The sequence below is a fragment of the Noviherbaspirillum agri genome, assembly GCF_054780595.1.
Map to the genome: position 1 here is coordinate 174,394 of NZ_BAAGWA010000004.1, position 16,742 is coordinate 191,135.

The 16,742-nt window shown below is 58.8% G+C and carries 12 protein-coding genes; 5 read left to right on the top strand and 7 right to left on the bottom strand.

Features of this window, described 5'->3' with window-relative positions:
• Nucleotides 1-3: 3 nt before the first annotated feature.
• Entirely contained in the window at nt 4-2,775 is a 2,772-nt protein-coding gene (gene glnE, locus ACYVIA_RS09045; protein ID WP_460840008.1) for a bifunctional [glutamate--ammonia ligase]-adenylyl-L-tyrosine phosphorylase/[glutamate--ammonia-ligase] adenylyltransferase, read from the bottom strand.
• 221 nt (nt 2,776-2,996) lie between these two features.
• Here glnE and ACYVIA_RS09050 point away from each other — a divergent pair, with 221 nt between their 5' ends.
• From ACYVIA_RS09050 to aroG, 4 genes are all read left to right on the top strand, one after another.
• Nucleotides 2,997-7,181 carry a YhdP family protein gene (locus ACYVIA_RS09050; RefSeq protein WP_460840010.1) on the top strand — a complete coding sequence of 1,395 codons (4,185 nt, stop codon included), beginning with the start codon at nt 2,997-2,999 and terminating at the stop codon, nt 7,179-7,181.
• Nucleotides 7,182-7,189: 8 nt separating this feature from the next.
• Entirely contained in the window at nt 7,190-7,999 is an 810-nt protein-coding gene (locus ACYVIA_RS09055) for a carbon-nitrogen hydrolase family protein (protein ID WP_460840012.1), read from the top strand.
• 174 nt (nt 8,000-8,173) lie between these two features.
• The gene (gene tldD, locus ACYVIA_RS09060; protein WP_460840013.1) at nt 8,174-9,634 is read left to right on the top strand and encodes a metalloprotease TldD; all 1,461 of its coding nucleotides are present in this window, start codon (nt 8,174-8,176) and stop codon (nt 9,632-9,634) included.
• Nucleotides 9,635-9,931: 297 nt separating this feature from the next.
• Nucleotides 9,932-10,996, top strand: a complete 1,065-nt coding sequence (gene aroG / locus ACYVIA_RS09065) for a 3-deoxy-7-phosphoheptulonate synthase AroG (protein ID WP_460840015.1) — start codon at nt 9,932-9,934, stop codon at nt 10,994-10,996.
• A 144-nt stretch (nt 10,997-11,140) separates the two neighbouring features.
• On the opposite strand, the gene ACYVIA_RS09070 is transcribed toward aroG, so the two are convergent.
• On the bottom strand, nt 11,141-11,851 hold the full coding sequence (locus tag ACYVIA_RS09070; protein WP_460840016.1) for a retropepsin-like aspartic protease family protein: 711 nt from the start codon (nt 11,849-11,851) through the stop codon (nt 11,141-11,143).
• 45 nt (nt 11,852-11,896) lie between these two features.
• Nucleotides 11,897-12,382, bottom strand: coding sequence for a YajQ family cyclic di-GMP-binding protein (locus ACYVIA_RS09075; RefSeq protein ID WP_460840018.1), 486 nt, complete (start codon nt 12,380-12,382; stop codon nt 11,897-11,899).
• Nucleotides 12,383-12,533: 151 nt separating this feature from the next.
• On the opposite strand from ACYVIA_RS09075, the gene murB reads away from it, so the two are divergent.
• Nucleotides 12,534-13,562 (top strand): UDP-N-acetylmuramate dehydrogenase, encoded by a 1,029-nt coding sequence (gene murB / locus ACYVIA_RS09080; protein WP_460840020.1) that lies wholly within the window; start codon nt 12,534-12,536, stop codon nt 13,560-13,562.
• A gap of 109 nt (nt 13,563-13,671) precedes the next feature.
• Here the strand turns inward: murB and ppnP are convergent, their stop codons facing one another.
• The 4 genes from ppnP to argF all read right to left on the bottom strand — a co-directional run bounded on the left by ppnP (nt 13,672) and on the right by argF (nt 16,699).
• Nucleotides 13,672-13,992, bottom strand: a complete 321-nt coding sequence (gene ppnP / locus ACYVIA_RS09085) for a pyrimidine/purine nucleoside phosphorylase (RefSeq protein ID WP_460840023.1) — start codon at nt 13,990-13,992, stop codon at nt 13,672-13,674.
• Between the two features lie 97 nt (nt 13,993-14,089).
• A complete protein-coding gene (locus tag ACYVIA_RS09090; protein ID WP_460840025.1) occupies nt 14,090-14,314 on the bottom strand; it encodes a DUF2788 domain-containing protein in 225 nt (74 codons plus the stop codon).
• A 56-nt stretch (nt 14,315-14,370) separates the two neighbouring features.
• Nucleotides 14,371-15,708, bottom strand: a complete 1,338-nt coding sequence (gene argG, locus ACYVIA_RS09095) for an argininosuccinate synthase (protein ID WP_460840027.1) — start codon at nt 15,706-15,708, stop codon at nt 14,371-14,373.
• Nucleotides 15,709-15,784: 76 nt separating this feature from the next.
• On the bottom strand, nt 15,785-16,699 hold the full coding sequence (argF, locus tag ACYVIA_RS09100) for an ornithine carbamoyltransferase (protein ID WP_460840029.1): 915 nt from the start codon (nt 16,697-16,699) through the stop codon (nt 15,785-15,787).
• Between the last annotated feature and the right edge of the window lie 43 nt (nt 16,700-16,742).

Sequence of the window (16,742 nt, forward strand, 5' to 3'; positions counted from 1 at the left end):
GCATCAGCCTGCACTGGAGTCTCCCAGCGTTGCTTCCCACAATTGCATCACCCGATCCTTCTCGCGTGCGACACGCTCACTTTCCACGCGCGCGCGTTCGCTGCCCTGAAGGCGGATTTGATGCTGCAGCTTGCGGAAAGTGCGGTAGGCATCCGCGACATCACCGGCGAGCGCGGCGTCGATCAGGCCAAGTTGTCCGCAAAGTTTGAGAAGGGCAATATTGCCGATGTCCGCTGTCAATTGCGGATACTGTGCCGCGTGGCGCAAGACCAGATACTGGACGATGAACTCGATGTCGATCATGCCGCCGTCATCATGCTTCAGGTCGAATAGCGCAGTACGGTTGGGATGCGCGTCATGCATCTTCTTCCGCATCGAGCGCACTTCCTGTTTCAGCTTGACATCGTCGCGCGGTTGCCGCAGCACCGCTTCACGGATCGCTTCGAAGCGCGCACCGATGTCGGCATCGCCGGCACAGAAGCGGGCGCGGGTCAATGCCTGGTGTTCCCATACCCATGCGGATTCGGCCTGGTACTTCTCGAAGGCGGACAGCCGCGATACCAGCAACCCGCTCGCTCCATCCGGACGCAGCGCAATGTCGATGTCGAACAGGATGCCCGCCGGCGTGTGGCTGGTCATCCAGGTAATGAAGCGCTGCGCAAGTTTTGCATACAGTGCCGGCGCTTCCTGGTCGTCGTCGTCGAACAGGAAGATCACATCCAGGTCGGAGGCGTAGCCGAGTTCCTTGCCGCCCAGCTTGCCGTAGGCGATGACCGCAAACTTCGGCGTTTCGCGATGCCGGTTATGAATCGTGTTCCAGACGGCCTTGACCGTTGCTTCCACCAGGATGTCCGCTAATGCGGAGAGGTGATCGGCCAGCTTCTCGACAGTCAGCGCGCCTTCAAGGTCTTGCGCCAGCAGGCGGAACAGTTGCGCATGGTGCAGGTCGCGCAGCACATTCATCTGCTGTTCGGTGTCGTCGCCCATCGCGTCAAGCTGGCGCTGGACTTCGCCGGCAAACGCCGGCCAGTCGGGCACCGCATGGAGCGTGCGGTCATCCAGCAGTTCATCCAGCAGGATGGGATGGCGGGTCAGGTACTTGGCGGCCCAGTCGCTGGCGCTCATCATGCGGATCACGCGCTCCAGCGTATGCGGATACTCGGTCAGTAGCGCAAGATAGGCTGCACGCCGCGCGATGGCTTCGAAGAAGTCGAGCAGCCGCCCCATCGTGGCCGAGCGAGTCTCGGAAACGCTCGCAATGATCGGCAGGGCAGCGTTGATGAGCGCCATCAGCTTTTCACGGCTTGCCTGCGGCAAGGACTGCACTTTCGGCGATTGAGCGGTGAGGAGCAGGCGCTGCGCTGCATCGCGTGCCCCATCAAACCCAAGCGCAGACAGGTGTGCTTCGATCGTCTCCCGGTTATCCGCGTCGGAGAGCGTCGCATGCAGGGGCGCACTGGCTTGCGCCTCTGCCTGTGCAGCGTCTGTTTGGTCGGCCTGCGCTTGTCCGGGCGTAGCGCTTTTCTTGTCGCTGAACATGGCGTCAAATTGTGCCGCCACGATAGCGCGATGCGCGTCCAGTTCTGCCAGCAGCGATTCGATGTCACTAAAGCCCATCATTTGCGCAATGGTCAGCTGATCGTCCGGATTGGCGGGCAAGGTGTGGGTCTGCGCATCGTCCAGATATTGCAGCCTGTGTTCCAGGTTGCGCAGGAAAGTGTAGGCATCCTGCAGCTGCTGTACTTCGTCCGCGGACAGCAGGTTCTTCTCCGCCAGCGTGTTCAGCGTCGCGCGGGTGGAACGGTCGCGCAGCGAGGTATCGCGCCCGCCGCGGATCAGCTGGAAGACCTGCGCAAGGAACTCGACTTCGCGAATGCCGCCGCGGCCGAGCTTGACGTTGTTGGTCCGGCCAGGATGGCGCAGCTCCTGGCGCGTGACCTCCGCGCGGATCTGCGCATGCATTGTGCGCATCGCTTCGATCGCGCCGAAATCCAGGTAGCGCCGATAGACAAATGGCTTGACGATCTTGTCCAGCGTTTCGATGTCCGACGCACGGCCCGTCATGGCACGCGCCTTGACCCAGGCATAACGTTCCCATTCCCGTCCCTGCACGATGAGGTATTCCTCAACCATGTTGAGGCTTGCTGCCAAGGGACCGGATGCGCCGTTGGGACGCAAGGCCATGTCGACACGGAAGCTGAAACCGTCCTCGGTGATTTCAGAAATCGCACCGATTAGTTTCTTGCCCAGTCGGATGAAAAACTCGTGATTGGACAACTGGCGCTGCTCAGGCGATGTTGTCACCGTTTCACCGTCCTCCGGATAGATGAAAATCAGGTCGATGTCGGAGGAAACGTTGAGTTCGTAGCCGCCGAGTTTGCCCATGCCGAGGACGATCATTTCCTGTTCCTGCCCGGACTCGGCGCCGATGGGCGTGCCGTGCGCTTCCTTCAGTTCCGCGTGGAGTGCAGCGACGTGCGTCTGCACTGCAAAATCGGCAAAGTGGCTGATCGCGGAAAGCACCTCCGACAGGTCGGCTCGCCCGCTTAGGTCCCGCTCGATCAGGGTGGCCACAACCAGGTTGCGTACACGCCGCATTGCCCGTATTAAAGGCATTCCGGCGTCGATTTCATTTTGTAAAAGGCGAGCAAAAATCGCAGGGGTAATGGATAATTCAGCAATTTCCACTATCTGTCCTGCGCGTGCGGGATCGGCATTGAGCCAACGTGCGTAGAACCTGGAAGCAACAGTGCTGGTCAAAAGGGATTTGGTCACAATGTCAGGGATGAAAGTGAGGGCGGGATGCTTGGCTTTGCTTGGACATCTGGGACGCGTGATCGATTGGTTGCGTGACATGCGCGCATCTTCCAAACCGTTCGATGACACGCCCTGACCAATTGATCCATGCAATACCAAGTTGATGATATCCATGCAAACATCCGGTTTGCAACGTCGAATTGATGTTTTTTCCGCCGCGTGTACTTGTTTTCTGATTGATGGCCATCGATAAATACATTCTCAGGCAGGCAACTGCCCAGCTCGGCAGGTTCTGGTTCGCGCTGAAAGAATGTTATCTAATTCTCAATGCGGTGACCCATCACGCGCTTGGCGCATTGTTCAAGCTGGCACTGGCCGCCTATTTCATTTTTTGCATATTGGTGTTGGGCCTGCGCTATCTGGTATTGCCCAACATCGACTCCTACAAGCCGGACCTTGAACAGGCTGCCACGCAGGCCATCGGAAACAAGGTTTCCATCACCGGCATTGATGCATCCTGGGCCGGAATCCGGCCGCGCCTGTCGCTGGACAAGGTGATCATCCATGACAAGTTCGGCAATGCATCGCTGACGCTTCCCAATGTCACGGCGACATTGTCGTGGTGGTCCCTGGTTGCGCTGGAGCTGCGCCTGCAACGCCTCGAGATCACCGGTCCGGACATGGACGTGCGGCGCGATGCGGATGGCCAGCTGTATGTTGCAGGCATCTTTGTCGACACCAGCAAGACCGGGGACGGCAAAGGCGCGGACTGGGTCTTGTCGCAGGAGGAGATCGTCATTCGCAACGGCCGGCTGCGCTGGAATGACTACAAGCGCGCAGCGCCGGAACTCGCACTCGAGAACGTCAATATCCTCCTGCGCAATAACTGGCGGCATCACCGGCTGGCCCTGAAGGCGACGCCGCCGGCGGCGTTTGCTGCGCCGCTCGATGTGCGCGCAGCCTTCGACCATCCGGCGTTCACACGCAGCATCTCTGATGCGACCCAATGGAAAGGCGAAGTCTATGTCGACGTGCGGGATACCGATCTCGCCGCGTGGAAGTCCTATGTCGACTATCCGGTCGATGTGCGGCAGGGGCAGGGTTCGGTGCGTGCCTGGCTGAAGTTCGATCATGCACATGTCGCTGATTTCACTGCAGACCTGAGCCTGTCGAACGCTTCGGCGCGCCTGGACAAGGGCCTCGACCTGATGAATCTGGTAGAGGTCGAGGGCCGCATTTCGGTCAGTGAAGACATTGTCTCCGGCAGCGATACGCGCAACCGGTCTTTCGGAGATAACGGGCATGCGATTTCGCTCACCGACTTCAGCCTGCGCACGGATGACGGGCTCTTCCTGCCGCGCACGACCATCAGCGAGCGTTACGTCCCGGCCAGAAAGGGGCGGCCTGCCAGGACAGAAATCAGCGCAAAATTGCTCGACTTGCAGACAGTTGCAAAATTTGCCGAACGCTTGCCTTTGCCATTCGAGCAGCGCCGCATGCTGAATGAACTCGCGCCACGCGGCGTGCTGAAGGACTTTTCCGCAAACTGGCAGGGCATCTATCCTGACATTGCCGCCTACAGTGTCAAAGGCCAGTTTGCCGGCTTGTCACTCAATCCACTGCCGGCGCGTGAAGCCCGCCCGAATACCGAAAACCTGCCTGCACAGGTGGCAGTGCCTGCGCTTCCCGGTTTCGAAAACCTTACTGGCCGTATCGACGCCAGCGACCGTGGCGGCACCTTCAGCCTTGCATCCAACCGGCTTGCGTTGCATCTGCCGGGGTATTTTGCCGACCCCGTCATGCCGTTGGACAAATTGACGGTGCAAGCCAACTGGGCTTTTCACGACCCTGACCAATTGCTGGTCGATGTGCAGAAGCTGGATTTCGTTCAGGGCGACCTGGCCGGTGCGTTCGCGGGCAAGCACCAGATGCCGCTGCATCGCAAGGAAGGCGAATCGCCGGGCGTGATCGAGGTCAGCGGCAAACTCAACCGCGTCGAACTGGCTCAGATTGGCCGCTATTTGCCTTTGCAGACGCCCGCGACGCTGAGGCAGTGGCTGACCGGTGCACTGGTTGGCGGCAGCGTCAAGGATGTCCGTCTGCGGCTGAAGGGGGATCTGGCACGGTTTCCATTTCACGTCCCGGGCGACCGTGCCAAGGGCGAATTCACTGTTCTCGGCAAGCTCGACAATGGGGTCCTCAATTATGCGCCGGACCAGTTTGCCGAGAACGGCACGTCGCCCTTGTGGCCGGTGATCGACCAGATTGTCGGCACCATTGCCTTTGACCGCACCCGCATGGAGATCACTGCGGACACTGCCAGGACTTCGGGCACGGCCTTGTCCAAGGTAAAGGCCATCATTCCCGACATGGCAGCGCCTGACATGATGCTGGACGTGGATGGTAACGCGGCAGGTCCGCTGCAGGAATTTCTCCGCTTTACGAATGAGAGCCCGGTTGCCGGTTGGATCGGGCACTTTACGGAGGAAACCAAGGCAACAGGGAATGCGAAGCTGGCACTGAAGCTGCAACTGCCGTTACATCACATGCACGACGCAAAGGTCAACGGAAGCCTGCAATTTGCCGGCAATACGGTGACGCTGATGAATGCACTGCCGCCCCTCGCGGGATCGACCGGCAAGCTGGAATTCCATGAGAAGGGATTCTCCATCGGCGGCATCAAGTCCACTTTCCTCGGCGGCCCGGTGACGATTTCCGGCGGCACGCAACGCGACGGCAGCACCCTTGTTCGGGCCGATGGGACGCTGACGGCTGCGGGAATCGGCAAGATCTACCGTATCCCGGTGACAAGCAATTCGGTGGAGCGCATTTCAGGCAGTGCACGGTACAGCACGGTGGTCCGGGTGAAGAACGGCCATCCGGAAATCGTGGTCGAATCCAGTCTTGTCGGTATCGGGCTGGATTTTCCGGTGCCGCTCCGCAAGGCCGCGAATGAAAGCATGCCGCTTCGCTTCGAGTTGGCCGGTCTGCCATCTGTTGATGCAGCCGTGGCGCGCGATGAGATGAAGGTGACGCTCGGCCCGTCGATTTCCGCGCATTACCAGCGGGAGAGGGCAGAGGAAAAGGGCAGCCAATGGCGCGTAGTGCGGGGCGGCATTGGCGTCAATGTGCCTGCACCGCTCCCCGACAATGGCGTGATCGCCAACGTCAATCTGAAAACGCTGGACATTGACGCATGGCGACGCGCACTCAGCTCCGTGACGACTGCCGGCAAGCAGGATGAAACGCGGAAGCCGGCCGATGCGCCATCCATCGAGCAGTACATCGAACCCGAAGTGCTCGCCGCACGGGCTACGGAACTGCTGATCATGGACCGCAAGCTGGACGACGTGGTTGTGGGGGCCTCGCATCAGAACGGCGTCTGGCAGGCAAACATCAATTCCGAACAGGTGTCGGGGTATCTAACCTGGGCTGAGCCGCGCTCCGGGCGCGGGCTGGGCAAGGTGACGGCGCGCCTTGCGTCCCTGGTCATTCCCGAGTCGGCTGCCACCGAGGTGACCGAGCTTCTGGAGGGCAAAGACACGTCTACCCAGATGCCGGCAGTTGACTTGATCGCGGAGAATTTCGAGCTGTTTGGCAAGAAGTTCGGTTACGTCGAGCTGCTGGCACAGAATGAGCGTGGTTCGTCCGGGCGCGAATGGCAAATCAGAAAGCTGTCTGTCGAGAATCGCGATGCAGAATTCAAGGCAACAGGCAAGTGGGCGTTCCGGAACGGGAAAAGCCTTTCCGAGCTCGCCTATACACTCAATATTGCCGACGCCGGCAGGCTGCTCGACCGCTTCGGTTTTGCGAACGTGCTACGTGGCGGCAAGGGCAGGATGGAGGGCGAGATCAGCTGGAAGGGCATGCCGTTCGCCCTCGATATTCCCAGCCTGGGTGGACGGATCCAATTGGATCTGGCAGCTGGTCAGTTCCTGAAAGTCGATCCGAGTGCAGCGAAGCTGTTGGGCGTTCTGAGCCTGCAATCCTTGCCACGGCGGCTTGTGCTGGATTTTCGTGACGTTTTCTCCGAAGGATTTGCCTTCGACGGCGTGACGGCGACGGCCACCATTGAACAGGGCGTTGCGCGGACGGACAATTTCAAGATGCGGGGAGTCGCGGCCACAGTGTTGATCGACGGCACAGCGGACATCGCCAGGGAAGCGCAGAATCTGCATGTGGCTGTCATTCCCGAGATTAATGTGGGTGCTGCATCCGTTGTGTATGGCCTGGCGGTGAACCCGGTGATCGGTGTCGGCACCTTCCTTGCGCAGCTTTTCCTGCGTGATCCGCTGATGAGGGCATTCACGTTCGAATACCGGATCACCGGACTGTGGACGGATCCGATCGTGACGAAGCTGGCGCGGCAACCACTCGCCCCCGCAGGGGGAGAGGCTGCGAACGTGCCAATACCCAATGGTTGAGGAAAATCATGGCTGATAAAGCTGTCAGAGTCGCAGCGATTCAAATGGTCTCCACGCCTGTCGTGGAGCAGAACTTTGTAACTGCGCGCCGCTTGATAGGAGAGGCCGTGCAGCAAGGCGCGGAACTGGTGCTGCTGCCGGAATACTGGCCGATCATGGGCATGCAGGACTCCGACAAGGTAGCGCACGCGGAGCACATCGATGCCGGCCCGATCCAGGAATTCATGGCGGCCATGGCTCGCGAACACCGTATCTGGCTGATCGGCGGAACACTGCCCATGGTGGCGCCCGAAGCGGACAAAGTGCTGAACACGGTGATGGTGTACGACCCGGACGGCCGGCATGTCGTCCGTTACGACAAGATCCATCTGTTCAGCTTCACCAAAGGCGGGGAATCTTACGACGAGGCGCAGACGATCGTGCATGGCACCAAGGTCGCCACGCTCGAGGCGCCATTCGGGCGGGTCGGACTCTCCGTCTGTTACGACCTGCGTTTTCCGGAACTCTACCGGGCGATGGGCGAGTGCGCGCTGATCGTCATGCCCGCAGCGTTTACCTACACCACCGGCCGGGCGCACTGGGAGATCCTGCTGCGTGCGCGTGCCGTAGAGAACCAGTGCTATGTGCTGGCGGCAGCGCAGGGCGGACATCATCCGAATGGCCGTCGCACTTGGGGGCACAGCATGCTCGTGGATCCGTGGGGCGAGGTCAAGGCGGTATTGACGGAAGGCGAGGGAGTTGTGGTTGGCGATGTCGACCCCATGTACCTGCAACAAGTGCGTGAAAGCCTGCCGGCGTTGCGGCATCGTAAGCTTTAGCTTTAAGTGGCGTGCTGCGTGCGCCCGTCTCGGTTTCAGAAATACGCTTGATCTGGTGCCGAAAGCGAGGTGTTGCTTTCCTGCGCAAGAACGCCCGGCAAACAGATGTTCTACAATCTGTTCATCCTTGAATCATTTTGAACTCGCCGCTTGCAGGCGTGAATCCCGGAAACCATGAATCTATTCGAACCGAATCTCCAGACGCTGGCCGTGGCGCGCGACATCTTGCTGACGCCATTTGGCCTCGATGAGTCAAAAATCATGAAAGCCATCGAGGCGATCTTCACGCATCGCGTCGACTATGCCGACCTGTACTTCCAGTTCACCAAGAACGAAGGCTGGAGCCTCGAAGAAGGCATCGTCAAGACCGGCAGCTTTTCAATTGACCAAGGTGTCGGCGTGCGCGCCGTCTCCGGCGACAAGACGGCTTTCTCTTACTCCGACGAAATCTCCGAGCGTGCCTTGCTGGATGCCGCTGCAGCGACCCGCACCATCGCCCGCCAAGGCGCGGGGAAGATCAAGGTGCCGTCCTCGGTCCAGGCTGTTGGCGGACGCTCGCTCTATTTGCCGTACGATCCGCTCGGATCGCTTGACGCTACGGAGAAGGTGAAATTGCTCGAAAAAATCGAGCGTATCGCCCGCGCCAAGGACCCGCGCGTCGTCCAGGTCATGGCCGGATTGGCCGGAGAGTATGACGTGGTCCTCGTTGTCCGCAGTGACGGCGTTCTCGCGGCGGACATCCGCCCCCTTGTGCGCGTGTCGATCACGGTGATCGCCGAGCAGAATGGGCGCCGCGAAGTCGGATCCAGCGGCGGTGGCGGGCGCTACGATTACGGCTACTTCAGCGATGAGCTGCTGGAGCGTTATGCAACCGAGGCTGTCAACTCGGCAATCGTGAATCTCGATGCGCGGCCTGCACCAGCAGGCGCGATGACGGTTGTGCTTGGCCCGGGCTGGCCGGGCGTGTTGCTGCACGAGGCAATCGGCCATGGCCTCGAGGGAGACTTCAATCGCAAGGGGTCCAGCACCTTCTCCGGCCGCATCGGCGAGCGCGTTGCAGCCAAGGGCGTCACCGTGGTCGATGACGGTACGATCGCCGACCGCCGCGGTTCACTCAATATCGACGATGAAGGCAACCCGACGCAGTGCACGACGCTGATCGAGGACGGCATCCTGAAAGGCTACATCCAGGACACGATGAATGCGCGCCTGATGAACATGGCTGTGACTGGCAATGCCCGCCGCGAGTCCTACGCGCACCTGCCGATGCCTCGCATGACGAATACCTACATGCTAGGGGGCGACAAGGATCCGGAGGAAATCATCGCATCGGTGAAGAACGGCTTGTATGCGGTGAACTTCGGCGGCGGCCAGGTCGACATCACCAACGGCAAGTTCGTGTTCTCCGCGAGCGAAGCGTATATGATCGAAGATGGCAAGGTGACCTATCCGGTCAAGGGCGCAACCCTGATCGGCAATGGCCCGGATGTGCTCAACCGTGTAAGCATGATCGGCAACGACATGCGGCTCGACAGCGGTATCGGCGTCTGCGGCAAGGAGGGGCAAAGCGTACCGGTGGGCGTCGGCCAGCCGACCTTACGCATCGATGGAATGACAGTCGGAGGGACAGCCTGACGTAATCGCAGTGTGTCGAATGCCGGGCTTGGCAAGCTGACAGCAATGGAATAATCTATTCTGCGGCTTGCCAAATCCCTTGATTTATTGCACTATTAATTCCAATTCGCTTTAAAAATCGTAAAAACATGGCTTTCGTGCACTTTTACTTTTATTTTTACTTTAGCTATTCCAACCCAAAGGCGGTGGAAAAGCGGTAAGCGCACAGTTAAACGAGCCAACCGAATTCCTAGAAAAGACCGCCAGAGATGGCGGTCTTTTCGTTTATGCAGACTTTGAACCTATCAGGAGAACACCATGCCGCGCACAGATGATTTACGCATACGGGAAATGAAGGAACTTACACCGCCATCGCATCTGATCCGTGAGTTCTCCTGCACTGAAAAAGCATCCAGCACCGTTGCCAACTCCCGTGTGGCATTGCATCGTATTCTTCACGGCCAGGACGACCGCCTGATGGTCGTGATCGGCCCTTGCTCGATCCACGACACCAAGGCTGCAATGGAATATGCGCGCCGCCTCGTTGAGCAGCGCGAGCGTTTCAAGGGGGAGCTGGAAATCGTAATGCGCGTCTACTTCGAAAAACCGCGTACCACCGTCGGCTGGAAGGGCCTGATCAACGATCCGTACATGGACAACAGCTTCCGCATCAACGATGGCCTGCGCATGGCGCGTGAACTCCTGTTGAACATCAATGAGCTGGGACTACCTGCCGGTACCGAATTCCTCGACGTGATCAGTCCACAGTACGTCGCTGACCTGATCAGCTGGGGCGCGATTGGTGCACGTACCACCGAATCGCAGGTACACCGTGAACTGGCGTCCGGGCTGTCTTGTCCGGTCGGTTTCAAGAATGGGACTGACGGCAGCATCAAGATCGCTGTTGACGCGATCAAGGCCGCTTCCCAGCCTCACCACTTCCTGTCGGTCACCAAGGGCGGGCACTCGGCGATTGTTTCTACCAGCGGCAACGAGGATTGCCACATCATCCTGCGTGGCGGCAAGGCGCCGAACTACGATGCTGCGAGTGTCGAAGCTGCCTGCAAGGACATCGCTGCCAACGGACTGGCGTCGCGTCTGATGATCGATGCGTCACATGCGAACAGCAGCAAGAAGCCGGAGAATCAGGTTCCCGTCTGCGCGGATATCGCAAGGCAGATTGCCGCGGGAGATACGCGCATCGTCGGCGTGATGGTCGAATCGCACCTCGTCGCGGGGCGCCAAGACCTGGTGCCGGGCAAGGAACTGACCTATGGCCAATCCGTGACGGATGGCTGCATTGACTGGGAGTCCAGTGTCAAGGTGCTGGAAGGGCTGGCCGAGGCGGTGAAACAGCGTCGCCTGAACGATACGGACGACTGACGCTCATCGTCGTTTTTGCGGGCGCAGCGTTGGCTGTGTCCGCTGGACATCCGCAGCCGTCCTTGACGATGCAGTGCGGCTGCCGGGATGAGCTGAAGAGGGCGATTGCGTGGGCACGGAAGGAGGCCCGCGCAATCCTTCCGGTCAGAAGCGCTTTGTCAGGATCATCTGCTCGCCTTCCCGGCGCATCTCGGTGCGATTGAGGAAGGACATGCCGAGCAGAATAAATGGCAGCCCCTGTTCCTGGACGACTGCCTCGACCTGATTGACTTCAATATCGCCCACTTTGACGGTGTTGAGGTTGACCAGATATGCCGTGGTGGTTCCGTTGGCGGTATTGACGAAGACCTGCCGACCTGCCTTGTAGTTGATCCCCAGTCGAGCTGCCTCGGAAGCCGGAAGTGCAACGGCAGAAGCGCCAGTATCGAGCAGCATACGAACGGTACCGCCATTGATCTGGCCAGGCACCATGTAATGCCCGCGACCGTCGGCCTGAAGCGTTACGCTGGCCCGACCACTCGATGTGTTGCGATTGATGTGTTCACCAATTGCAATGCTTTCCCGTTTGCCGTTCGCTTCAATCGTTGCCGTGGACTGATCTGCCGCGACCAGCTTGACGCCTTCAGCGATCGTTGTGCCAACAGAGTAGGTCTTCGGAGGGCGGCCATCGACAACCAGGACTGCCTTGTTTGGAAAAAGGCCGACAACGCTGATATCTGCGGCCTGGGCGGTATGGGCTGCGAAGAGCAGGAGGGCGGCGAAGCTTGTCAGGCGCATAAGATTCGGAAAGTCGGTTAGGTCAATGCCGAAATGGCTTTCGCGGCAAGAATACCATTCGACGATTCCGACGAACAACTTCCACCTCGCATGACGTTCCCGCCCGCTTGTTGGCTGTTGCCCTCAGTCGCGGAAATTATTGAATTCCAGCGGCAGGTCCGTGACTTCCTTGCGGAGCAGCGCGATGGTCGATTGCAGGTCGTCGCGCTTGGCGCCGGTGACACGAACAGCATCGCCCTGAATGCTTGCCTGTACCTTGATCTTGCTTTCCTTGACGATCTTCACGATCTTCTTTGCATCGTCGGAATCGATGCCATTCTTGACCTTGATGACCTGCTTGACCTTGTCGCCGCCGATCTTCTCGATCTTGCCGAGATCAAGGAAACGAACGTCAACGTTCCGTTTGACCATTTTTCCAGTCAATACGTCGCGGACCTGGTTCAGCTGGAATTCGCTGTCTGCGTACGCAGTCAGGTCGCGCTCTTTCTGTTCCACGCGGGCGTCGCTGCCCTTGAAGTCGAAGCGGGTCGAAATCTCCTTGTTCGACTGGTCAACCGCATTCTTGACTTCCACCATATTGGCTTCGGATACGACATCAAAAGATGGCATGGTTATTCTCTCTGCTTCGTTGGGCTTGTTTGTTGGGAATCGGCACGCGCAATACGCATTTGGCGGACCATGTTGTGAGTAAATCAACGGGCCATTCTAGCCGACAAAAAAACGGGTGGCTAGACGGGCCAGCCTCTATAATGCGTGCGCTATGACAGCTGCTCTTTCCATCCAACACGCTTTCCCGCTGCGCTCCCTGAATACCTTTGGCATCGATGTCAAGGCACACGCCTACCTGCAAGTGACATCGGCTGACATGCTGCGTGAGGTCAGTTCATGTCCGGAGCTTGCTGCCATGCCGCGGCTCGTGCTCGGAGGCGGGAGCAATCTTCTGTTGACCTGCGATTATCGCGGCCTGGTGCTGCATATGTGCACGAAGGGAATCAGCATCGTGGGCGAGGATGATGATGCGGTCTACGTGAGAGCGGAGGCCGGAGAAAACTGGCATCAGTTCGTCCAATGGACGCTGCAGCAAGGGTTGGGCGGATTGGAAAACCTGTCCCTCATTCCGGGAAGTGCCGGCGCTGCGCCGATACAGAACATCGGCGCGTACGGTGTTGAAATCAAGGATCGCTTCCATTCGCTGACCGCCTTCGATCTCAACACGGGAACAAGCATTGTCCTGGATAAGGCCGCATGTCGGTTCGGCTATCGCGACAGCGTATTCAAGCATGAGCTACGTGACACCGCCGTGATTCTCGATGTGACTTTTGCCTTGCCCAAGGCATGGCAGCCCAACGCCCGATATGCAGATGTGGCGCAGGAGTTGACTGCACGCGGAGTGCAGAATCCGACAGCGAAGGACATCGCCGACGCGGTCATCGCAATTCGCACCCGCAAGCTCCCGGACCCAGCAAAAATCGGCAATGCCGGCAGCTTCTTCAAGAACCCGATCGTATCGCAGGAACAGCGCGCTACGCTGCTGGAACGATATCCGCAGCTGGTGAGCTATCCGCAGCCGGATGGCAGCTTCAAGCTTGCGGCTGGCTGGCTGATCGACCAGTGCGGATGGAAAGGCAAGTCACTTGGGGCAGCGGGGGTGTACGAGAAACAGGCGTTGGTGCTGGTGAACTGCGGCGGCGCGACCGGAGAGGACATCGTAAAGCTCGCACGGGCGATCCAGGAAGATGTCATGTCACGCTTCGGGGTGATGCTTGAGCCGGAGCCGGTCTACATATAAGCGCAACCGTGCATGTGGTCATGCCGCACAACTGTCATGCATTCCGGCAGGCTATGCGAAAAAAAGGGCGATCAATTGATCGCCCTTTTTGTTTCCTTCTGCAATCCGATCAGGTTGCGACGAAGTGGCACACGTAATCCAGCGTTTCCAGCGTTTCGATATCAAAGCTGGAGTTGCCCGGCACGTTGAAGCTCTGGCCCCCTTCGTAGGTCTTCCACTCATTCTCACCCTTCAGGCGGATGTGGCATTTGCCGGCGTTCAGTTCCATGATTTCCGGCGCGCCGGTGTTGAAGGTCAGGGAAGACGGAAAGATGACACCGATGGTCTTTTTCGTGCCATCCGCAAACAGGACGGAGTGCGAAACGCATTTGCCGTCGAAGTAGATGTTGGCTTTCTTGACGACCGAGACGTTATCGAATTGCGTGGTCATGCAGGCTCCTTGGTGAAAGTTGAAAATCGGGACAATACAAATCAAAAAAAGGACCCTTGACGGGTCCTTGAATGCATGTGGTCTTAATCGACAGCGGCTAAATCTTCATTACTTCTTGCAGGACTGTCTTTGTGACAAAGCCCAGCATGCCGACAGTCAGTACGAGAAATAATACAAACGTACCGCGCTTGCCGGCTTGTGAACGCCAGGCGATTTCACCGACGATGAAAAGCATGAATACGATCAGTGCGCCTACGCCCCAGGTGCTGCCAAACTGTGAAATCTGTGCTTCCGTAAATCCGAAAATGGTACCGGGTTCCAACGTCTTCTATCCTTTCGTTACAAGATCAAATATCGCGTTCAATATCGAAAACCGTATTACTTGTCGTCGCTCTTGCCCAGACGCGGCATGGCCACTGATGAACCCGAGGGCAGCAGGCCGACCTTGCTGTAGATGCCGAGCTTTTCGCGTGTGTCGGTGATATCCAGGTTGCGCATCGTGAGTTGACCGATACGGTCTTGCGGCGTGAACGCGCCTTCGCCTTTTTCCATGGTCAGGCGTTCCGGCTGGTAGGTCAGGTTCGGCGAATCCGTATTCAGGATCGAGTAGTCGTTGCCACGACGCAGTTCCAATGTGACTTCGCCAGTGATGGCGCGCGCAACCCAGCGCTGGGACGCTTCGCGCAGCATGATGGCTTGCGGATCGAACCAGCGGCCTTGATACAGCAGGCGTCCGAGCTTACGGCCGTTTTCGCGATACTGCTCGATTGTGTCTTCGTTGTGGATGCCGGTCACCAGGCGTTCGTAAGCGATGAACAGCAGTGCGAGGCCGGGAGCCTCGTAGATGCCGCGGCTCTTGGCTTCGATAATGCGGTTCTCGATCTGGTCGCTCATGCCGAGACCATGGCGGCCGCCGATGCGATTGGCTTCCATCATCAGGTCAACCGCGTTGGCGAACGTGATGCCGTTCAGTGCAACGGGACGGCCTTCCTCGAAACGGACCGTGACTTCTTCCTTCTTGACTTCGACATCGTCGCGCCAGAAGGCGACACCCATGATCGGCTCGACGATCTTCATGCCGCTATTCAGGTGCTCGAGGTCTTTGGCCTCGTGCGTTGCGCCGAGCATGTTGGAGTCAGTCGAATAGGCCTTCTCCACCGACATCTTGTAGTCGAAGCCGGACTTGATCAGGAACTCCGACATTTCCTTGCGGCCGCCGAGTTCCTGGATGAACTGCTGGTCGAGCCAGGGCTTGTAAATCTTCAGCGAAGGGTTGACCAGCAGGCCGTAGCGATAGAAACGCTCGATGTCGTTGCCCTTGAAGGTGCTGCCGTCACCCCAGATGTTGACCTGGTCTTCCTGCATTGCGGAGACCAGCATTGTGCCGGTCACGGCACGGCCCAGCGGTGTCGTGTTGAAATAGGTGATGCCAGCCGTCGAGATGTGAAAGGCACCGCTCTGCAGTGCGGCAATGCCTTCAGCAACCAGCTGTTCGCGGCAGTCGATCAGGCGTGCCTGCTCGGCGCCGTACAGCTTCGCTTTCTTCGGGATCTCGTTGTAATCGGATTCGTCCGGCTGACCCAGGTTGGCGGTATATGCGTACGGGATGGCGCCCTTCTGGCGCATCCAGTGCAGAGCGGCGCTGGTGTCGAGGCCGCCAGAAAAGGCGATGCCCACTTTCTGGTTGACGGGAACGGATTGGAGTATGGTCGACATGATTCCTGCCTAATTTGCTGAGATTGAAATTTCGGGAGACTGAAAGGAAGCGGAAAGGAAATGGGCTAATTCAGATCTATGAGAGTTTGCCCAGCACCAGGTATTCGAGCAGCGCCTTCTGGACATGCAGCCGGTTCTCGGCTTCGTCCCAGACGACCGATTGCGGACCGTCGATGACGTCGGCGGAAACTTCCTCGCCGCGATGGGCCGGCAGGCAGTGCATGAACAGCGCATCAGGACGCGCACGCTTCATCTTCTCGCTATCGACGATCCATCCCGCGAACGCCTTCAGGCGCGCTGCGTTTTCCTCTTCGTAGCCCATGCTGGTCCACACGTCCGTCGTTACCAGGTCGGCACCGTCGCAGGCGTCGGCCGGTTTGGCGAAGGTGGTGTAGTTCTTGTTGTCCGCAGCGACGAGCGAGGGATCGATTTCGTAGCGTTTCGGCGTCGATACGTTCACGTGGAAGCCGAACACTTGCGCCGCCTGCAGCCACGAGTAAAGCATGTTGTTGGCGTCGCCGATCCATGCCACCGTCTTGCCCTTGATGGAGCCGCGGTGCTCGATGTAGGTGAAGACATCGGCCAGCACCTGGCAGGGATGGTGTTCATTGGTCAAGCCGTTTATCACCGGCACGCGCGAGTGTGCCGCAAAGCGATCAATGATGTCCTGGCCGAAGGTGCGGATCATGATGATGTCGCACATGCGGGACATGACTTGCGCCGCGTCTTCGACCGGTTCGCCGCGGCCGAGCTGGCTGTCGCGGGTATTGAGGTAGATGGCGGCGCCGCCGAGCTGGTGCATGCCGGCCTCGAACGACAGGCGGGTGCGGGTCGAATTCTTTTCGAAGACCATGACCAGCGTGCGGTCGAGCAGCGGGTGATAGGTTTCGTAATTCTTGAATTTGCGCTTGATGATTCGCGAGCGTTCGATCAGGTACTCGAACTCATCAAGCGTAAAGTCAGAAAACTGGAGGAAGTGTTTGATGGCCATAAACGAAAACGGCGGCGGGTGCTGGCGTGGCGCCCGCCGCCGA